The sequence below is a fragment of the Sphingobium sp. RAC03 genome, assembly GCF_001713415.1.
In the GTDB taxonomy this organism is placed as follows: domain Bacteria; phylum Pseudomonadota; class Alphaproteobacteria; order Sphingomonadales; family Sphingomonadaceae; genus Sphingobium.
In genome coordinates this window covers 2,036,404-2,056,294 of sequence record NZ_CP016456.1, presented here as the reverse complement: position 1 = coordinate 2,056,294, position 19,891 = coordinate 2,036,404, and the positions used below count along the sequence as shown (strand labels likewise).

The following is a 19,891-nucleotide window of genomic DNA, read 5'->3' as shown; positions in this document are numbered from 1 at the left end:
CTCAGCCCGAACGGGCGTGGGGGCATCTTACTGCTCGAACTTATCCGCCACCAACTGGTCGATCAGGCGTACGCCATAACCGGTCGCGCCCTTGTCCCATGTCGCGCCGGGCTTGTCGGACCATACCATGCCGGCGATGTCGAGATGCGCCCATTTGACGCCATCGTCGATGAAGCGCTTGAGGAACTGCGCGGCGGTGATCGACCCGGCATAGCGCCCGCCGATATTCTTCATGTCGGCGATCGGGCTGTCGATCAGCTTGTTATAGGCGTCGGACAGCGGGAACCGCCACAATTCGTCGCCGCTTGCCTTGCCGGCCGCGATCAGGTCATCGGACAGGCCATCGTCGTTCGAGAAGAGGCCCGCATATTGATCGCCCAGCGACACCAGGATCGCGCCGGTCAGCGTCGCCAGATCGATGACGACCTCCGGCGAGTAGGTCTTCTGCGCCCAGGTCAGCGCATCGCACAGCACCAGCCGCCCTTCGGCGTCGGTGTTGAGCACTTCGATCGTCTGCCCCGACATGGAGGTGACGATGTCGCCGGGCCGTTGCGCATTCCCATCGGGCATATTTTCGACAAGGCCGCAAATGCCCACGACATGCGCCTTGGCCTTGCGCCCGGCCAGCGCCTTCATCGCGCCTGCGACCGCGCCAGCGCCGCCCATGTCCCACTTCATGTCTTCCATGCCGGCCGCCGGCTTGATCGAGATGCCGCCGGTGTCGAAGGTTACGCCCTTGCCGACGAACACGACCGGCTTGTCCGACGTGCCGCCGGTGCCGTCCCATTCCATCGCCAGCAGCCGCGCCTCGCGCACCGACCCCTGCGCCACGCCAAGCAGCGACCCCATGCCCAATTCTTCCATCGCCGCGCGGTCGAGCACGCTGATCTTGATGCCCAAGTCCGCGAGATGGCGGCAGCGTTCCACGAAAGTTTCGGGGTAGAGGATGTTGGCGGGTTCGGACACCAGTTCGCGAGTGAAGGCGACACCCGCCGCTACCGCTGCCCAACGATCCCAGGCCGCACCTGCATCGGCCGCCACGATCGTCACCGTTTCCAGCGTGGGCTTGGCCTTTTCGGCCAATTTGGTGCGATAGGTGTCGATCCGCCAACTGCGCAGCAGCGCGCCAAAACCCAGCCGCGCCGCGCCCTCACCCGTCACGTCGCCGACGAACTCCACCGCGACATGAGTCGCGCCGCTGCTCAGCAGCTTCGCCGTCAGCGCGCCGCCCGCCCGCTCCATGTCGGCGTCGCTGCCGCTGCCGGTGCCCACCAGCACGACGCGCACTATTTTACCGCCTTCTTCCACGAAGCTCTCGAAACTGGACCCGGCTTCACCGGTGAAGCGCGCCGCGGCGGCGCCCGCTACCAGCGTCGCGGACGCGGCGAGTGGCAGGCTGGACAGCGCGCCCTTGGCAACGGCAAAGGCCAGGCTGTCGGTGTCGGGACGGGTCGGGCTGAAGGCGATATCCATGGATGGACCTTTTCTGGCTATGGGGACGGCTTTGGGGGCGTCTGGCCCGCTGATATTCGTCAGATAGTGCGGCGAACCGTGTCTGGCAAAGCCGTTCGACCGATTTACCGCAAAAGACCATGGTCGCATGATTGCGGCGCGGGCGAAGCAATGCGATAGGCGGGACGATATGCGCCCCCGTTTTGAGGCTCTTTTTGTTGGTCACGCCCCTTTTCCCGTTTCGTTCCGCTTTGTTGCTGGGCAGCGCTTTGCCCCTGCTGGCGCTGGCCCCGCAGGCTTTGGCCCAGCAACTCAACGAGCCGCCAACGCCCATCAGCGCGCCCGATGCGCCCGTGCCCACCAATGACGACCAGATCGGATTCGCCGCCGACGCGCTCGAATATGACAGCAATCAGGAAGTCGTCACCGCCAGCGGCAACGTCCAGTTGCTGCGCGAGGGCAACCGCCTGCGCGCCGACAAGGTGGTGTGGGACCGCGATACCGGCAAGGTCGAGGCGCTGGGCAATGTCTCGCTCACCGATGCGGAGGGCAATATCGCCTATGGCGACCGGTTCGACGTAACCGACACGCTCAAGGACGGCATGGTCGACAATATGCTGCTGGTGCTGCAGTCGGGCGGGCGGCTGGCATCGGCGACGGGCACGCGCGTCAACGGCGTCTATACGCTCAACCGCGCCGCCTATACCGGCTGCGCGGTGGAAGACAGCAAGGGCTGCCCCAAGGAACCCACCTGGCAGATCAATGCGGTCAAGGTCATCTACGATCCGAGGCGCGAACGGGTCAGCTATACTAACGCCAATATCGAATTGTTCGGCCTGCCGCTCATCCCGCTGCCGGGCCTCTCCCATCCGGTCGGCGAAGCGGGTGGCAGTGGTCTTTTGATGCCCAATCTGCGCTATGACCGCAATAACGGCTTCGAAGTCGCGCTGCCCTATTTCTTCAAGCTCGCGCCCAACCGCGACCTGACGCTCACGCCGCATATCTATACTAATGCGCTGCCCATGCTGGAGGCAAACTACCGCCATCTCTATGATCGCGGCGCCTATCAAGCCACCGGCTTCCTCACCTATGGCAGCCGTGTGGCGACCGGCGACAGCCCGATCGGCACCACCCCGGTCGACGCGCAAAAAGATATTCGTGGCTATATCGACGCCACCGGGGCGATGCAGTTGACGCCGGAATGGAGCCTGGACGGGTCGATCCGCTTCGCGTCCGACCGCACCTTCCTGCGCCGCTACGACATCAGCCGCGATGACCGGCTCCGTTCGACCCTTGGCGCGCAACGGATCGGCGACAACAGCTATTTCTCGATTCGCGGCTGGGCCGTGCAAACGTTGCGCGCAGGCGATTCGCAGGGCCAGACCCCGATCGCCCTGCCGCTGATCGACTATCGGCTGCGGCTGAAAGACCCGCTGCTGGGCGGTGTGTTGCAATTGCAGGCGAACACATTGGCCATCACCCGCACCCATGGACAGGACACGCAGCGCGCCTTCGCCGCCGCCGAATGGAATCTGCGCACCTTGACCGGGCTTGGCCAGGAAGTGACCTTCACCGGCTATCTGCGCGGCGACGTCTATCATAGCAGCGACAATGATCTGACCACCGTCGACACCTATGCGGGCAGTCCGGGCTGGCAGGGCCGCGGGATCGCCGCTGCGGCCTTCGATATGCGCTGGCCCTTCGTGGGCGAAGCATTCGGCGGGGTGCAGCGCATAGCGCCCCGCATCCAGATCGTCGCTGCACCACGTCTCGCCAATCTGTCACTGCCCAATGAAGACGCCCGCGCCGTCGATCTGGAAGACAGCAACCTCTTCGCGCTCAATCGCTTCGCCGGTTATGATCGGTTCGAGGATTCGACCCGCATCACCTATGGCCTGGAATATGGCCTGGATCTCCCCGACTTCTCGCTCCAGAGCATCGTCGGGCAAAGCTATCGTCTGGACAGCAGGGAAAATATCCTGCCCGACGGCACCGGCCTGTCGGGTCGCACATCCGACATCGTCGGCCGGGTGACCGCACGCTACAAGGATTTCATCAGCCTCACCCACCGCTTCCGGGCGGACAAGGACAATCTGGCGGTCCGCCGCAACGAAGTCGATGCGACGGTCGGCAGCAAAAGCACTTATGTCATGGTCGGCTATCTGCGCCTCAACCGCGATGCCGACGACACGTTGGAGGATCTGCAGGACCGCGAAGAAGTGCGGCTGGGCGGCCGCGTGCAGTTTGCGCGCTTCTGGTCGGTCTTCGGATCGACCGTCATCGACCTGACCGATGCCAAGGAAGATCCGTTGAGCGCGGCGGACGGCTATGAGCCGGTACGCCACCGGCTGGGCGTCGCTTATGAGGATGATTGCCTGACGCTTGGCCTCACCTGGCGCCGCGATTATGTGGCCAATGGCGACGCGCGAAAGGGCAATGGCTTCCAGCTACGGCTAGCTTTCCGCAATATTGGCATATAAGGATCAGCCTTCCCGCGTCCCGTCAGGACTGGTTAAGGCGGCCCCGCGCATTGGCGCAGGACCGTATTGGAGATTTTTGCCGACGATGCTGCCCCTGGTTCCCCTGCCTTACCGCATCCGCCATTCCCTGCGCTCCGGCCTGCGCACCGCGCTCGCCTCCAGCGCGCTGTTCAGCATGGGGGTTCAGGGCGTCGTCGCACAGACCGTCGATGACGGCGGCGAAGTCGCGAACCAGCAACTCAATCTGCCGAAGGAAGTTACCGTCTTTGGCAAGAGCGACCCCAATGTCCGCAAGGCAACGGCGATCATCAACGGCCGCATCCTGACCGGCACCGACATCGACCAGCGGCTCGCGCTGATCATCACTGCCAATGGCGGCAAGGTCGAAGCGGAAGAAAAGGAGCGGTTGCGCCTGCAGGTGCTGCGCAACCTGATCGACGAAACGCTCCAGATCCAGGAAGCCGCCGCCAACGACATCAAGGTCGACCCCGCCGAAATCCAGCAAAGCTATGAGCGGGTCGCGGCGAATTTCCGCCAGTCGCCTACCCAGTTCGACGCCTATCTGCGCACGCAGGGCAGTTCGTCGGCCAGCATCAAGCGCCAGATCGAGGGCGAACTCGCGTGGAGCCGCCTGCTCCGTCGCAATGTCCAGCCCTTCGTCAACGTGTCGGAAGACGAAGTGCAATCGGTCATCGACCGGCTGAACGCGGCCAAGGGCAGCGACGAATATCGGATCGGCGAAATCTATCTGTCGGCAACGCCGGAAAATCGGGCGCAGATCATTGCCAATGCGCGCAACATCATTCAGCAGATTCAGCAGGGCGGCAGTTTCCCCGCCTATGCCCGTCAATTTTCCGAAGCCTCGACGGCGGCGGTCGGTGGCGACCTCGGCTGGGTTCGCCCCGCCCAGCTGCCCCCCGAACTGGCGCAGGCAGCGGCCGAAATGCAGGTCGGACAGATCGCTGGCCCGATCGAAACCGTCGGCGGCGTGTCGCTGCTCTATGTCATGGACAAGCGCAAGGTGCTGACCGCCGATCCGCGCGATTCGCTGCTTAGCTTGAAGCAGCTTTCGGTCCTCTTCCCCAAGGGAACGACCAAGGAACAGGCCAGCACAAAGGCCGCCAGCTTCGCCGCCGCGATCAAGGAGATCAAAGGCTGCGGCCAGGCGAACGAAGTCGGTGCGCGGATCGGGGCCGACGTGGTCGACAATGACAATGTGAAGATCCGCGATCTTCCACCTCAGTTGCAGGACATTTTGCTGAACCTGCAGGTCGGCGAAGCCACGCCGCCCTTCGGCTCCATTACCGAAGGCGTGCGCGTGCTGATCGTCTGCGGTCGCGACGATCCGGCATCGGCCAATGCGCCCAATGCCGAACAGATCCAGGCGCAACTGGAAGAAGAACGGGTCAACCGGCGTGCGCGCATCTATCTGCGCGATCTGCGTCGCGATGCGGTGATCGAATATAATTGAGGCCGTCTCTTTAGCACCCTTCGCGGTGCCGCTGGGCGATCCGGCCGGGATAGGGCCGGAGATCGTCGCCAAAAGCTGGGTCATGCGTGAGGCACGCGGCCTTGCTCCCTTCTTCGCGGTGGGTGATCCCGCCGCGTTGCGCGCGGTGTGGCTCGGCCCGATCATCCCGATCAGCGCGCCGGAAGAAGCGACGGCGACCTTCGCGACCGGCCTCCCCTGCCTCGAAATCGCCAAGGCGGGTGAGATCGTGCCGGGGTCGCCCAGCGTCGATGGCGCGCGCATTGCGTTTCAGGCGCTCGAAGTCGCGGTCGGCCTCGCCCGTTCCGGTTCGGCCGCAGGCATCGTTACCGCGCCGGTCGGCAAGGAACAGCTTTATGGCGTCGGCTTCACTCATCCGGGCCAGACCGAATTCGTCGCCGAACGCTGCGGCGTTTCTGCCCATAATGCGGTGATGATGCTGGCCGGACCATCGCTCAAGGTCGTGCCGATCACCATCCATATCGCGCTGGCCGATGTGGCAGCCGCGCTCACCATCGATCTGATCCGCGCCCGCGCCATCACCACGGCCAAGGGGATGCAGAAGAATTTCGGCATCGCCCGCCCGCGCCTCGCGGTCGCTGGGCTTAACCCCCATGCCGGAGAAAATGGCGCGTTGGGCCGTGAAGAGATCGAGATCATCCGGCCTGCGATCGAACAGTTGCGCGCCGAGGGTATGGACATTGTCGGCCCCCTGGCGGCCGACGGCATGTTCCACGCCCGCGCGCGCGAAACCTATGACGTGGCGCTGTGCATGTATCATGATCAGGCGCTGATCCCGATCAAGACGCTGAATTTCGACGATGGCGTCAACATCACGCTCGGCCTGCCGATCGTCCGCACCTCGCCCGACCATGGCACAGCCTTCGGTATCGCCGGGACCGACAGCGCCAATCCGGGCGCGATGATCGCCGCGATCCGCATGGCCGAAGCCGCCGCGCGCGCGCGCATCGCTTATGGTTGAAACCCGTCCGGCATTGCCGCCCCTGCGCGACGTGATCGCGCGCCATGGCCTCGCCGCCAGCAAGGCTCTGGGTCAGAATTTCCTGCTCGACGAACAATTGCTCGACCGGATCGCCGCCATTCCCGGCCCGCTGGATGGCCAGCCCGCCTTCGAGGTCGGCCCCGGCCCCGGCGGCCTGACCCGCGCCATCCTGCGTGCCGGGGCACGGCTCGTCGCGGTCGAGCGCGACCATCGCTGCCTGCCTGCGCTTGCCGAACTGGAGGAGGCCTTTCCCGGCCAGTTGCGTGTCCTGTCCGGCGACGCCATGGAAGTGGATGCCCGCGCCGAGGCTGGCGAGGGCGCGCATATCATCGCCAACCTGCCCTATAATGTCGGCACGCCCCTGCTCGTCGGCTGGTTGTCCGCGGCGTGGGAGCCGCTGCCCTGGTGGTCTAGCTTGACGCTCATGTTCCAGATGGAAGTGGCCGAACGCATCGTCGCCCAGCCCGGCACCGACCATTATGGCCGCCTTGCCATCCTGTCGCAGTGGCGCAGCGAGGCGCGGATCGCGATGAAGGTGCACCGCAGCGCCTTTACCCCGCCCCCCAAGGTCATGTCGGCGGTCGTGCATATCACCGCGAAACCCGCGCCGGACGGTGTTCAACTCAAGATGCTGGAACGCCTAACCGCCGCCGCCTTCGGCCAACGCCGCAAGATGCTGCGCCAGAGCCTCAAAGGCCTACCCGGCGCGCTCGACGCGCTGGCAGAAGTCGGCATAGATCCGCAGCGCCGCGCCGAAACCGTCAGCGTCGAGGATTTCGTAGCCGTAGCCCGCCTCCTCAGCCGCTGACGGTGCGCGATCAATTGCGCTGACCGTCGATCTGCGCGATTTCCTCGTCCAGGTCGCGGAGTACGTCGGCGCGAATACGATCGGACATATGCGTTGCCCGTTCCACCTTCGCCCGCGCCTTCATCAACCCCGCGCGCGCCGATCGCAGCGCCTGCGCCTCGATCTGTGCCTCGCAGATGCGGATACGGATGGCACGACGGCCATTGCTGTCCACCGTCTCGCGCTGGCTAACCGTCCGGTCGCCATCGCAACCCTTGCGGACATCCACCACCGGCACCATCCGGGCAATGTCCGCCTCGGTCGGGATGGCAGGGGTCTGTCCCCACTGGTTGGCACGACTTGCGCTGATACGCGCCTTTTCCTCGCGCCAGGTCACCGGCGGCGCAGGGGCCACTGGCGGCACAGGTGCGATCATGTCGGCGGCGGGCACGATCGGCTCTGGCGGCACGGGCGTCATCGGCGTGGTTTCGGCCGCGATGGTCGCAGCGGTCGGCACGTCGGGGACGGTGGCAGCGGCTGGCACTTCCGGCACGGTGGCGGCGGCGGGCCGGGCGACCAGATCGCCCAGCCGGGCGAGATCGGCGGATTCGACGGTCTCGCTGATCGCCGCCATCTGCTGCGCGGCGCGGCTGCCCGATGCGGTGAGCGCGAGGCCGGTGGCGGTGACGATGGCGACAGCCGCCATGCCCCAGCTGATCCGCTGAAGCGAAATTTCATGGTGCGAAAGCATGGCAAGCCTCCCCTTGAGTGTAGCAATGCGATTGAGATGACAGGCGGCGACGAATTGCCGCCCGCCTGCGGCTTTCAGGATGGCGCGGCCATAGGCATGGGCCTGGTCGCGGCCATAGAGCGACAGGACACGCGCATCGCAGGCGGTTTCCTGGTCGGCGCGATAGGCGCGATAGGCGATCCAGGCGATCGGGTTGCACCAATGGACGCCCAGAAGCAGCAGCGCGACCATATTGGCCAGCAGGTCGCCGCGCTCATGATGCGCACGCTCATGCGCGACCGCCATTTCCTGCTCCAGATCGTCATAGCGCTGCGCGAAATCGACCGGCAGAACGATCATCGGCCGCAGCACGCCAAAGGCCAGCGGCCCCGGCGCCTGCGGGCTGGCGATCGTGCGGATGCGCCCTTCCTGTCCAAGCAATACGGAGCCATCGAGCATATGGCGACGGAAGCGGATATAGCCCACCGCCTGGAACAGCAGAAACGCCAGCAACCCGATGAACCAGAGCGCGATCCCGGCCTCCAGCCAAGGAAAGCCCGACGCCGATGCCGCTTGCGGGTTATTTGAAAGCGCCAGCAATCCGGGCAGACCCGACTGGTCGACCGCGATATGCAGCGGCGAAGGCGCCGCCACCTCCTGCGGCAGCACCGGCAACACCATGCGCAGCAACGGCAAGACCCAGAGGCTATAGGCCGCCCCCGCCCCCAGCCAGCGCGCGACCGGGCGGCGCAACAGCATCACCAGCGCCATCAGCAAGCTGGTGGCGATCAGCGTTTCGACGATCCAGACGCTCATGATTTCAGCCCCTTGAGGATATCCTCCAGCTCGGCGATATCCTCCGCCGTCAACTGATCCTGGCTCGCCAGCTGCGCAACCAGCGGCGAAATGCGACCGCCAAACAGGCGATTGACCAGCCGCCCGGACTCGCCCGCGACATAGTCGTCGCGCGCCACCATCGGCCGATAGAGAAAGCGGCGACCATCCTGGTCGGCGGCAATGATATCCTTGGCCATCAGCCGCGACAGCAACGTCTTGACCGTCTGGACGCTCCAGTCGCGCGCAGCCGCGACGCGATCGGCAACATCGGTCGCGGTCTGCGGCGACTGTTCCCACAGCGCCTCCATCACCACCAGTTCGGCTTCGCTGATCTTGTCGCCTATGTCCGCCACGCGCCTGCGCCTCCCGTTCAACTACATCTGTAATCGCATTGATTACATGCGTAGTCAACGGAGAAAAGCGAAGAAGCGGCGGCCAATCCCCTCAGCCACAAAAAAAGGCGGCCCGAACCGGACCGCCCCCTCCAATTTCGCTGTATCCGTCGCGATCAACTCGCGGCGGCGACGCCCTGATCGGTCATCAGCTGGTGCAGTTCGCCCGCTTCATACATTTCCATCATGATGTCGCTGCCGCCGACAAATTCGCCCTTCACATAAAGCTGGGGAATGGTCGGCCAATCGGAAAAAGCCTTGATCCCCTGCCGTACGGCCTGATCCTGTAGCACATCGACCGTGTCATAGGCCACGCCCAGATGCTCCAGGATCGCAATGGCGCGGCTCGAAAAGCCACATTGCGGAAAGAGCGGCGTGCCCTTCATGAAAAGCACCACGTCATGGGCACCCACAAGTTCGGCGATCCGCTGATGCACGGCGTCGGTCATGATCGAAAGTCCATTCCTGTCTGGCGTCGCGATAGCCCGACGCATACTATCCATGCGATCTTAGTTGGGAACCGCCGTGGTCAGTTGCAAGGCATGCAGTACGCCCCCCATCCGCCCGTCGAGCGAAGCATAGACGGCGCGTTGCTGCGCCACCCGGCTCATCCCCCGGAAACTTTCCGCCACCACGCGCGCGGCATAATGGTCGCCGTCCCCCGCCAGGTCGGTAATCTCGACCTGCGCGTCGGGAATGGCGGCGCGGATCATGTCGGCAATTTCGTCGGCGGCCATCGGCATCGCGGCGGCCTTACTGCGCTTCGATGAACATGCGGCGCGCGACGACCGCCTGCTCTTCCAGCGCGGCGCGCACACCCGGCTCGTCAATCTCGATCCCGGCCGAGGTCATATCACCCACCAGCTTGCGGATCACATCCTCGTCGCCCGCTTCCTCGAAATCGGCCTGTACGACGGCCTTGGCATAGGCGTCGGTCTCTTCAGGCGTCAGGCCCATCTTCGCAGCGGCCCATTCGCCTAGCAGACGGTTGCGGCGTGCCTGGATGCGGAACTGCATTTCCTGGTCATGCGCGAACATATTTTCGAATGCCCGTTCGCGATCGTCGAAAGTCGTCATGCCCAAAAGCCCTGTTCAAAGCGGATATCGAAAATCAGATAGGCAGAAGCGCGCGATTACGCAACGGCAGGGATCATCCAGGGGCGATCCTGCGCAACGCTCTTTTCATAGACAGCAATCCCGTCTGCATCGCCCAGCGTCAGGCCGATCTCATCCAGACCACCCAGCAGGCAATGTTTGCGGAAAGGATCGATCTCAAACGCGAAACGGTCCTGAAACTGCGTCGTGACCGTCTGCTGCTCCAGATCGACATGGATCTCGTCGGTGCGCGCAACCTCCATCAGCCGGTCGATCGCAGCCTGCGGCAGCACCACGGTCAATATGCCATTCTTGAACGCATTGCTGGAGAAGATGTCGGAAAAGCTCGGCGCGATCACCACCTTGATGCCCAGGTCACCCAGCGCCCAGGCAGCATGTTCGCGGCTCGACCCGCAACCGAAATTGTCGCCCGCGATAAGGATCGGGCTGCCCGCATAGGCCGGATCGTCGAAGACATTGCCCGGTTCCTTGCGCAACACCTCGAACGCGCCCTTGCCAAGGCCGGTGCGCGAAATGGTCTTGAGCCAGTGCGAGGGGATGACGATGTCGGTATCGACATTCTTCATCCCGAACGGATAGGCCTTCCCCTCGACGGTCGTCAGCTTCTCCATCAGCGCGCCTGCTTGGCTTCCGCTGCGGTCAGATCTTCGGCCCGGCCGAGCGTGGCGGCCATCGCGGCACTCGCCAGCGCGCCCAGCGTCAGCAGCCAGAATATCTTTTTCACAACGTCATCCCCTCTTGGTCTTTCAATAATTCACGCACGTCGGTCAGCCGCCCGGTCAGCGCTGCCGCCGCCGCCATGGCAGGCGAGACCAGATGCGTGCGCGCACCCGGTCCCTGACGCCCCATGAAATTGCGGTTGCTGGTCGATGCGCAGCGCTCGCCCGCAGGCACCTTGTCCGGGTTCATGCCCAGACACGCCGAACAACCCGGCTCGCGCCATTCGAACCCGGCCGCCACGAAAATGCGGTCCAGCCCTTCGGCCTCCGCCTGTCGCTTGACGAGGCCCGACCCCGGCACGACCATGGCATGCTTGATGCCGCTGGCGATCCGGCGACCGTCCAGCAACGCGGCGGCCGCGCGCAAATCCTCGATCCGGCTGTTGGTGCAACTGCCGATGAAGATATGCTCCACCGCCACGTCGGCCAGCCGCTGCCCGGCGGTCAGCCCCATATAATCGAGCGACCTTTGCGCAGCGGCCCGCTTGGACGCATCCTCGAAACTGTCGGGGTCGGGCACCACGCCGGTCACCGCGACCACATCTTCAGGGCTGGTGCCCCAAGTCACGGTCGGCACGATATCGGACGCGTCGATCACCACCACCTTATCGAAGACAGCGCCCTCATCGGTGACGAGCGTGCGCCACCAGGCCACCGCCGCGTCCCAATCCGCACCCTTGGGCGCCATCGGACGCCCTTTCAGATAGGCAAAGGTCGTTTCGTCCGGCGCAAACAGGCCCGACCGCGCGCCCGCCTCGATCGACATGTTGGCGACGGTCAGCCGCCCTTCGATCGACATGTCGCGGAACACGGACCCGCGATATTCCATGACATAGCCGGTGCCGCCCGCGGTGCCGATCCGCCCGCAAATCGCCAGCGCGACATCCTTGGGCGTAACACCAAAGCCCAGTTCGCCATCGACCACGACCGCCATCGTCTTCGATTGCTTGAGCAGCAAGGTCTGGGTCGCCAGCACATGCTCGACCTCCGACGTGCCAATCCCGAAGGCCAGCGCACCGAGCGCGCCGTGCGAACTGGTATGGCTGTCGCCGCACACCAGCGTCGTGCCCGGCAGGGTGAAGCCCTGCTCCGGTCCCACCACATGGACGATGCCCTGCTCGACATCGGCGTCGCCGATCAGGCGGACACCAAATTCCGGCGCATTGCGTTCCAGCGCTTCCAACTGCTGCGCGCTCTGCGGATCGGCAATCGGAATACGCTTGCCATCGGCGTCGCGACGCGGGGTCGTGGGCAGATTATGATCCGGCACTGCCAGCGTCAGATCGGGCCGCCGCACCTTGCGCCCGGCAAGACGAAGCCCCTCAAACGCCTGCGGGCTCGTCACTTCATGGACGAGATGCCGGTCGATATAGATGAGGCAAGTGCCATCCGGGCGACGCTCCACGACATGCGCGTCCCAGATCTTCTCATAGAGGGTGCGGGGTTTAACCATAGTGGCTCCCCCCCTAGACCCGGAATGGCAGGGGGAAAAGGGGGAAGCGCGCCGCAATATGCCCTTTTATCTATCTGGCGGGCAAGAATGTTACGATTGGGGCGGTGGACAGGCATAATTCATCCTCCCCCGGCGGGGCAGGGGAGGATTTTATGAGGCGCGATAGTCCGCCACGATGCGCCCGGCCGCGCCGATCTCCGCCTCATGGCTATCCTCGCGCCAGGTTTCGGCCAGCGCCGCGTCCTCCCACGCGCGCATCGCGGGCAGCGCCAGCATATGCTCGACCCAGGCCTGTCCCGCCGGGCCGACATCCAGCCCATAGGTCCGCACCCGATAGGCGACCGGCGCGTAAAAGGCATCGACAGCGGTAAAGGCATCCCCCGCCAGAAACGGCCCGCCAAAGCGCGCAAGGCCCTCCGCCCAAAGCTCGGTCAGCCGGGCGATATCCTTGTTGAGCGCAGGCGAGGGCAGATGCGGCTCCACCCGCACGCCGATATTCATCGTGCAATCGTTCCGCAACGTCGCAAAGCCGCTATGCATCTCCGCCGCCGCGCACTGCGCCCAGGCCCGCGCCGCCTCATCGCGCGGCCACACTTCGGCATGGCGATCGGCGAGATAGAGGATGATCCCCAGCGAATCCCACACCGTCCGCTCGCCATCGATCAGCGCAGGCACCTGCCCCGTGGGCGAAAAACTGCGGAAGGCGGCATAGTTGGTCGGCTGCAAAAACGGCGCGATCCGGTCGATGAACGGGATGCCCAACGCGGTCATCAGCACCCAGGGGCGCAGCGACCAGCTGCTATAATTGCGGTTCGCGGTGATCAGCGTGTAGGCCATGGCAAGTCTCCCTTGGAGGCGGCTGTCGCATATCCCATCGACATCGCAGCGTATAGCGCCAGTGGCTTTGCACCGGACTGCCCCTAGCCAAGCCCTTGGGATCGCGGCACAAGGGGGTATCGCGGGCGACGCCCCTCGCCGCCCTTCCCCGATTTGTGGAGCCCATAGTCGTGAACCGACGCCAATTTCTCGCCACCAGCGGCGCCACCGCGCTGACCGCCGCCACAGCCGCCCCCACCTTCGCCCAAGCTGGCTCCGCCGACGCCCGGCTGCGCGCCATGCTCGACGGCTTCTTCTACGAACGGCTCGCCGACTCGCCCGAACAGGCGACCCGCCTTGGCCTCGACACCGGCGAGCGCGCCGCCCTGCGCGGCAAGCTCAGCGACACCTCCGCCGCCGGGGTCGCCCGCGACCTCGCCCGCAGCAAGGCCCAGGCCAGGCAACTCGCGACCATCGACCGCAAATCCCTCAGCGACGCGTCGAAACTCGACTATGACGTCGTCGCCTATCAACTCGACCGCACAGTCGGCGGCGAACGCTTTGGCTATGGCGAGACAGCGGGTCGCTATGCCCCCTATGTGCTGAGCCAATTGACCGGCAGCTATCGCGAAATCCCCGACTTCCTCGATTCGCAGCATCGCGTTGCCAACGCGGCCGACGCCGACGCCTATCTCGCCCGCCTCGAAGCCTTCCCGGCTGCCATGGACGGCGAACTGGCCCGGCAGAAGGAGGATGCGGCCAAGGGCGTGTTCGCGCCCGACTATATTCTCGACACGACGCTCAAGATGCAGGCGTCGCTGCGCGATCAGCCCGCCGCGCAAACCGTCCTCGTCGCCTCCTTCGTGAAGAAACTCGCCGCCGCCGGCCTGCCACCCGAACGCGCCGCGCAGGCCGAAAAGATCGTCACCGATAAGATCTTCCCCGCACTCGACCGCCAGCGCGCTTTGGTGCAAAATCTCCGCGCCAAGGCGACCCATGACGCAGGCGTGTGGCGTCTGCCCGAAGGCGAGGCCTTCTACGCCGCCGCTGCCGAAGCGGCCACCACCACCGCGCTCACCGGCGATGAAATCCACCAGATCGGCCTTGATCAGGTCGCGCAGATCAGCGCCCGGATCGACACGATCCTGAAAGGCGAAGGGATGAGCCAGGGGACGGTCGGCGATCGCCTCGTCGCACTGAACAAGCGCCCCGACCAGCTCTTCCCCAACACCGATCCCGGCCGCGAAGCGCTGCTCGCCCAACTCAATGTCCAGATCATCGCCATGCAAAAGCGACTCGGCGAAGCCTTCAACACCGTACCCAAGGCCCCGGTCGAGGTCCGCCGCGTGCCGGTCACCATTCAGGCGGGCGCACCGGGCGGCTATTATCAGAACGCCTCGCTCGACGGTTCGCGCCCGGCCATCTATTATATCAACCTGCGCGACACGTTCGACCGGCCCAAATTCGGCCTTGCGACCCTGACCCATCATGAAGCCGTGCCGGGGCATCATCTCCAAGTGTCGGTCGCGCTGGAATCCGACGCCATCCCGATGATCCGCCGACGCGGCGGCTATAGCGGCTATAGCGAAGGCTGGGCGCTCTATTCCGAACAACTGGCCGACGAGATGGGCATGTATGACGGCGATCCGCTGGGTCAGGTCGGCTATCTCCAGTCGCTCCTCTTCCGCGCCACCCGCCTCGTCGTCGACTCCGGCATGCACGTCAAACGGTGGAGCCGCGAAAAGGCGACCGATTATCTGATCGCCACCACCGGCATCGCCCGCGGTCGCAGCCAGGGCGAAATCGACCGCTATACCGTCTGGCCGGGTCAGGCGTGCAGCTACAAGATCGGCCACACCGTCTGGAACGACCTGCGCGGCGAAGTGCAGAAGAAGCAGGGCGACGCCTTCGACATCAAGGCTTTCCATGATGTGCTGACGCTGGGCGCCATGCCGCTCGACATATTGAAGCAGACTGTCCGGCAGCGGGCGGGGATCGCATAACCACTATACCCATAGGCCGTTCGTGCTGAGTAGGGGCTGAGCTTGTCGAAGACCCGTATCGAAGCATCTTCAGCCCCCTTCGATACGCCCCTTCGACTTCGCTCAGGAGCTACTCAGGACGAACGGCGCGGTGGAATTAAAATAGGAAAAAACGGCCCGGCAGTTTCCCGCCGGGCCGTCCAGTCCTTCCACCCAAACCCGCGAAGGGAGTGTCGAATTCCCCGCGAGCTGGCCCTTAAAGCGGCCGTCATCCTCGCGCAGGCGGGGACCGATCTCCCGACATCGCACCCCAACGGAGCGCCGGAGATAAAGCCCCACCCTTGCCGCAATCACGCGAAAGAGTGTCAGGCCGCAAACTGATTCCTCCGCAGCATTTATGCTGCAAATTGATTCATCGTATTGTGCGCGCCACCGGCCTTCAGCGCCGCTTCACCCGCGAAATACTCCTTATGATCATCGCCAATGTCGCTGCCCGACATATTCTGATGCTTCACGCAGGCGATACCCTGGCGGATTTCCTTGCGCTGGACGCCCTCGACATAGCCCAGCATCCCGGCCTCACCGAAATACTCCTTCGCGAGATTATCGGTGCTGAGCGCCGCCGTATGATAGGTCGGCAAGGTGATGAGGTGATGGAAAATCCCCGCCCGCGCCGCCGCATCCTTCTGGAAGGTGCGGATGCGGTCGTCGGCTTCCCGACCCAGATCGGTGGCATCATAATCGACGCTCATCAGGCGCGCCCGGTCATAGTCGCCGACATCCTTGCCCGCCGCTTCCCACGCATCATAGACCTGCTGGCGGAAATTCAGCGTCCAGTTGAAGCTGGGCGAATTATTATAAACCAGCTTGGCATTGGGGATGACCTCACGGATGCGATCGACCATCGATGCGATCTGCTCGATATGCGGCTTCTCGGTCTCGATCCACAGCAGGTCCGCGCCATTTTGTAACGACGTGATGCAGTCCAGCACGCAGCGATCCGCGCCAGTGCCCTCGCGGAACTGGAACAGGTTGCTCGGCAACCGCTTGGGGCGCAGCAGCTTGCCGTCGCGGTTCAGGATGACATCGCCATTCTTCGCCGTCGCCGGGTCGATCTCTTCGCAATCGAGGAAGCTGTTATATAGGTCGCCGATATCGCCCGGCTCGTTGCTGACCGCGATCTGCTTGGTCAGCCCAGCGCCCAGCGAGTCCGTCCGCGTGACGATGATGCCATCATCGACGCCGAGTTCCAGAAACGCATAGCGGCACGCCCGAACCTTCGCGAGGAAGTCTTCATGCGGCACCGTGACCTTGCCGTCCTGATGCCCGCACTGCTTTTCGTCCGACACCTGATTCTCGATCTGGAGCGCGCACGCCCCCGCCTCGATCATCTTTTTGGCGAGCAGATAGGTCGCTTCCGCATTGCCGAAGCCCGCATCAATGTCGGCGATGATCGGGACGACATGGGTTTCGAAATTGTCGATCGCATGCTGCGCCTTCTGCGCCTTGACCTCGTCACCGTCAGCGCGCGCCGCGTCGAGATCGCGGAACCACATGCCCAATTCGCGGGCGTCGGCCTGCTTCAGAAAGGTGTAAAGCTCTTCGATCAGCGCCGGAACGCTGGTCTTCTCATGCATCGACTGGTCGGGCAACGGGCCGAAGTCGCTGCGCAGCGCGGCGACCATCCAGCCCGACAGATAGAGATATTTGCGCTTGGTCGTGCCGAAATGCTTCTTGATCGCGATCATCTTCTGCTGGCCGATAAAGCCGTGCCAGCAGCCCAGCGACTGGGTGTATTCGGCCGGGTCCGCGTCATAGGCCGCCATGTCGCGGCGCATGATGCCCGCGGTATATTTGGCGATGTCGAGACCCGTGTTGAAGCGGTTCTGCAATTGCATCCGCGCAACCGATTCCGCATTGATGCCGTCCCATGTGCCGGGATGGCTGCCGATCAGCGCCTGCGCCTTTGCGATATTTTCCTGGTAGGACATGGGCCGTTCCCTCGTGAGCTATGGGCTTGATGTACAGCCCCTACCCCCCGCCCACACGGCGCGGCAGCCCTTGTGAAGTTCAGTTGTCGATCTTTACAAAAATCTGCTGTAAAGTTGTAAAGCCTGCACAGGAGTCGAGCCGATGCGTAAAGACAGCCCGGTCTATATGGGGCCGCGCCTGCGGCGGCTGCGCCGCGACCTTGGCCTCACGCAAGCCGACATGGCCGCCGATCTCGACATCTCGCCTTCCTATGTCGCGCTGCTCGAACGCAACCAGCGGCCGCTGACCGCGGACATGCTGCTGCGCCTCGCGCGCACCTACAAGCTCGACATGGCGGAGGTGGCGGGCGACGGCGGCACTGAACAGACCGCGCGGCTCCACGCCGTCCTCAAAGACCCGATGTTCGCGGACCTTGACCTGCCCGCGCTTGCCACCGGCGACGTCGCGGTCAATTATCCCGGCATCACCGAAGCGCTGCTGCGCCTCTACACCAGCTATCGTGAAGAGCATCTGGCCCTCGCCGACCAGGGCACCGCCCCTGATGACGCGCCCGATCCAGTCGCCGAATCGCGCCGCTTCCTCGCCGCCCGCCGCAACAGCTTCCCGATGCTGGACGACCTGGCCGAAAAACTCGCCGCCGATGCCGAGACGGAAGGCGGCCTCACCGGCTGGCTGCGCGCCCGGCATAGTCTTCGCGTTCGCCGCCTGCCTGCCGACGTCATGGCAGGATCGCTGCGCCGCTATGACCGGCATCGCGACGCCATCCTCCTCGACGACACGCTCGACACCGCCAGCGCCCAATTCCAGCTCGCGCTCCAGATCGCCTATCTCGAAATGCGCAGGGCCTTCGACGCCATCCTCAAGGACGGCCAGTTCACTACCGAAAGCAGCCGCCGCCTCGCCCGCCGCGCGCTCGCCAGCTATGGGGCCGCAGCGATCCTGATGCCCTACGCCGCCTTCGCCAAAGCGGTTGAGGCACGCCGCTATGATGTCGAGGCGCTCGCCCGCCAGTTCGGCACCAGTTTCGAGCAGGTCGCCCACCGCCTCACCACCCTGCAAAAACCGGGGCAGGAGCGCGTTCCCTTCTTCTTCCTCCGCGTCGATCCGGCAGGCAATGTCTCCAAGCGGCTCGACGGCGCGGGCTTTCCCTTTGCCCGGCATGGCGGCTCCTGCCCGCTCTGGTCGGTGCATCGGGTGTTCGAGACGCCCCGACAGGTCGTCACCCAATGGCTCGAACTGCCCGACGGGCAGCGTTTCTTCTCGATCGCGCGCACGGTCACGGCGGGCGGCGGTGGTTGGGAATCCCCCAGGGTCGACCGCGCCATCGCACTCTGCTGCGCCGCGGACCATGCCCACCGCCTAATTTACACACAGGGCAGCCCGCCCCCGGACCCTACCCCCATCGGCGTCACCTGTCGCCTCTGCCACCGCCCCCACTGCCTCGCCCGCGCCGCCCCGCCGATCGGCCGCGACATGCTGCCCGACGATTATCGCGGGACGCGCGCGCCGTTCGGCTTTGCGGATGGTTGATCCGCCGGCCCGAACTTCAGCAACAATGTCCGCTGGAAAAATTCGTGATTATCGTCGGAGATCACCCATAGCATCGTCCGCCCGCCCTCCCGGCTGATCGCGATCCCCTCGAAATTGTCCGCCAGCAGCGGCGGCGCGAGGCGGGCCAGCGTCCGCGCCTTGAGCGTTGCCCCCGGCGCCATCTTCTCCGGCAGGTCCACGATCGCGATGGTGGCGGTAAACAGGTTCTGCAGCGTGAGGCGGCGATTGACCACGAGCAACCGCCGATCGTCCAGCGCCACCGCATCGGTCGGCCGATAGCCCTGCGGCGGCGTGTAGCGCAGGGGAATGGGCGCAGGCGTAGCACTCTCGGCCGGGTCGCCCGCGAACAGCAGCGCCTGATGCGCCCCGTCCGGCGTCATCCCCATCTCGGCAATCGCGATGAACCGCCCATCGGGCAACCGCGCCAGCGATTCGATCGACCCCGTCTTGGGCCAGCCCAGAATCGCGGGCCAGACGCGGCACGCCTCCACCCGCGCGAAACCGGGGGCATAGCGGCAGATCGATTGTTGCAGTTCGAACCCCACCCAGTGGCGATCGGTCGCCGGATCATAGGTCAGCGCTTCGGAATCCCACGCCCACCAGGGTCGGTCCCGGTCCTTGGGCCGCACCGGCAGCGGCGCGATGAAGGGGCGCCGCGACGCCTCGCCCGGCCCCACATGAAAGCCCATCAGGATGCCGGAATCGCTCAGCGCCAATATGTCGCCGCCGCCGGTCGCCCTCAGCGCCGAAATACCGCCAAAGCCTGGATTGGCGCTGCGCAATTCCCATCCGCCGAGATATTCCAGCGCCCCCACGCGCCGTAGCGCGGGGTCGATGCTGCTGAGCGGCAGCGCGCGCGCCGATACCAGCAACGCCCCTGCCTGCACCGCTTCCGGCTTGCTGGGATGCGGGGCTGGCAACAGCAGGATGGCCAGCGCCAGCACGATCAGGATTCGCGTCATCCCGCCCGCCATAGCCGCTCATGCGACGAAGCGCAGCAGGGCAATGGTGCGCCGTGGCCATGTGAACAATGGCTGTCATCGCCATTCAGGGATGGCTCAACCCGAATCGGCCATAAAGACGTCACTCGAT

General features: G+C 64.7%; 17 protein-coding genes. 6 read left to right on the top strand and 11 right to left on the bottom strand.

Annotated features, from left to right (window positions below; all coding sequences use genetic code 11):
• Positions 1-27: 27 nt before the first annotated feature.
• Positions 28-1,473 carry a leucyl aminopeptidase gene (locus BSY17_RS14510; RefSeq protein WP_069066026.1) on the bottom strand — a complete coding sequence of 482 codons (1,446 nt, stop codon included), beginning with the start codon at positions 1,471-1,473 and terminating at the stop codon, positions 28-30.
• 194 nt (positions 1,474-1,667) lie between these two features.
• Here BSY17_RS14510 and BSY17_RS14505 point away from each other — a divergent pair, with 194 nt between their 5' ends.
• The 4 genes from BSY17_RS14505 to rsmA all read left to right on the top strand — a co-directional run bounded on the left by BSY17_RS14505 (position 1,668) and on the right by rsmA (position 7,232).
• A complete protein-coding gene (locus BSY17_RS14505; protein ID WP_069066025.1) occupies positions 1,668-3,932 on the top strand; it encodes an LPS-assembly protein LptD in 2,265 nt (754 codons plus the stop codon).
• Positions 3,933-4,017: 85 nt separating this feature from the next.
• The gene (locus BSY17_RS14500) at positions 4,018-5,403 is read left to right on the top strand and encodes a peptidylprolyl isomerase (protein ID WP_069066024.1); all 1,386 of its coding nucleotides are present in this window, start codon (positions 4,018-4,020) and stop codon (positions 5,401-5,403) included.
• Positions 5,396-6,403, top strand: coding sequence for a 4-hydroxythreonine-4-phosphate dehydrogenase PdxA (pdxA, locus tag BSY17_RS14495; protein WP_150125800.1), 1,008 nt, complete (start codon positions 5,396-5,398; stop codon positions 6,401-6,403). Before BSY17_RS14500 ends, pdxA begins: the two co-directional genes overlap by 8 nt.
• Positions 6,396-7,232: a 16S rRNA (adenine(1518)-N(6)/adenine(1519)-N(6))-dimethyltransferase RsmA gene (gene rsmA, locus BSY17_RS14490; RefSeq protein ID WP_069066022.1), complete on the top strand. Its 837-nt coding sequence runs from the start codon at positions 6,396-6,398 to the stop codon at positions 7,230-7,232. The genes pdxA and rsmA overlap by 8 nt, the downstream gene beginning before the upstream one ends.
• A 10-nt stretch (positions 7,233-7,242) precedes the next feature.
• On the opposite strand, the gene BSY17_RS14485 is transcribed toward rsmA, so the two are convergent.
• The 8 genes from BSY17_RS14485 to BSY17_RS14450 all read right to left on the bottom strand — a co-directional run bounded on the left by BSY17_RS14485 (position 7,243) and on the right by BSY17_RS14450 (position 13,295).
• A complete protein-coding gene (locus BSY17_RS14485) occupies positions 7,243-8,757 on the bottom strand; it encodes a M56 family metallopeptidase (protein WP_069066021.1) in 1,515 nt (504 codons plus the stop codon).
• The gene (locus tag BSY17_RS14480) at positions 8,754-9,122 is read right to left on the bottom strand and encodes a BlaI/MecI/CopY family transcriptional regulator (protein ID WP_069066995.1); all 369 of its coding nucleotides are present in this window, start codon (positions 9,120-9,122) and stop codon (positions 8,754-8,756) included. The genes BSY17_RS14485 and BSY17_RS14480 overlap by 4 nt, the downstream gene beginning before the upstream one ends.
• 164 nt (positions 9,123-9,286) lie before the next feature.
• Positions 9,287-9,619, bottom strand: coding sequence for a Grx4 family monothiol glutaredoxin (grxD, locus tag BSY17_RS14475; RefSeq protein WP_069066020.1), 333 nt, complete (start codon positions 9,617-9,619; stop codon positions 9,287-9,289).
• A gap of 60 nt (positions 9,620-9,679) precedes the next feature.
• Positions 9,680-9,913, bottom strand: coding sequence for a BolA/IbaG family iron-sulfur metabolism protein (locus BSY17_RS14470; protein ID WP_037475732.1), 234 nt, complete (start codon positions 9,911-9,913; stop codon positions 9,680-9,682).
• 10 nt (positions 9,914-9,923) lie between these two features.
• Positions 9,924-10,247, bottom strand: a complete 324-nt coding sequence (locus BSY17_RS14465; RefSeq protein ID WP_037475734.1) for a DUF1476 domain-containing protein — start codon at positions 10,245-10,247, stop codon at positions 9,924-9,926.
• Positions 10,248-10,303: 56 nt separating this feature from the next.
• Positions 10,304-10,897, bottom strand: a complete 594-nt coding sequence (gene leuD, locus BSY17_RS14460; protein ID WP_069066019.1) for a 3-isopropylmalate dehydratase small subunit — start codon at positions 10,895-10,897, stop codon at positions 10,304-10,306.
• Between the two features lie 109 nt (positions 10,898-11,006).
• Positions 11,007-12,458, bottom strand: coding sequence for a 3-isopropylmalate dehydratase large subunit (gene leuC, locus BSY17_RS14455; protein ID WP_069066018.1), 1,452 nt, complete (start codon positions 12,456-12,458; stop codon positions 11,007-11,009).
• Between the two features lie 150 nt (positions 12,459-12,608).
• A complete protein-coding gene (locus BSY17_RS14450) occupies positions 12,609-13,295 on the bottom strand; it encodes a glutathione S-transferase family protein (protein ID WP_069066017.1) in 687 nt (228 codons plus the stop codon).
• 170 nt (positions 13,296-13,465) lie between these two features.
• Between BSY17_RS14450 and BSY17_RS14445 the strand changes: the two genes are divergently transcribed.
• Positions 13,466-15,277: a DUF885 domain-containing protein gene (locus BSY17_RS14445; protein WP_069066994.1), complete on the top strand. Its 1,812-nt coding sequence runs from the start codon at positions 13,466-13,468 to the stop codon at positions 15,275-15,277.
• A 374-nt stretch (positions 15,278-15,651) separates the two neighbouring features.
• On the opposite strand, the gene BSY17_RS14440 is transcribed toward BSY17_RS14445, so the two are convergent.
• A complete protein-coding gene (locus tag BSY17_RS14440; RefSeq protein ID WP_069066016.1) occupies positions 15,652-17,247 on the bottom strand; it encodes an isocitrate lyase in 1,596 nt (531 codons plus the stop codon).
• A gap of 142 nt (positions 17,248-17,389) precedes the next feature.
• On the opposite strand from BSY17_RS14440, the gene BSY17_RS14435 reads away from it, so the two are divergent.
• The gene (locus BSY17_RS14435; RefSeq protein WP_069066015.1) at positions 17,390-18,778 is read left to right on the top strand and encodes a helix-turn-helix domain-containing protein; all 1,389 of its coding nucleotides are present in this window, start codon (positions 17,390-17,392) and stop codon (positions 18,776-18,778) included.
• Here the strand turns inward: BSY17_RS14435 and BSY17_RS14430 are convergent.
• Positions 18,736-19,761 (bottom strand): esterase-like activity of phytase family protein, encoded by a 1,026-nt coding sequence (locus BSY17_RS14430; protein WP_069066993.1) that lies wholly within the window; start codon positions 19,759-19,761, stop codon positions 18,736-18,738. The genes BSY17_RS14435 and BSY17_RS14430 overlap by 43 nt on opposite strands.
• Positions 19,762-19,891: the final 130 nt, after the last annotated feature.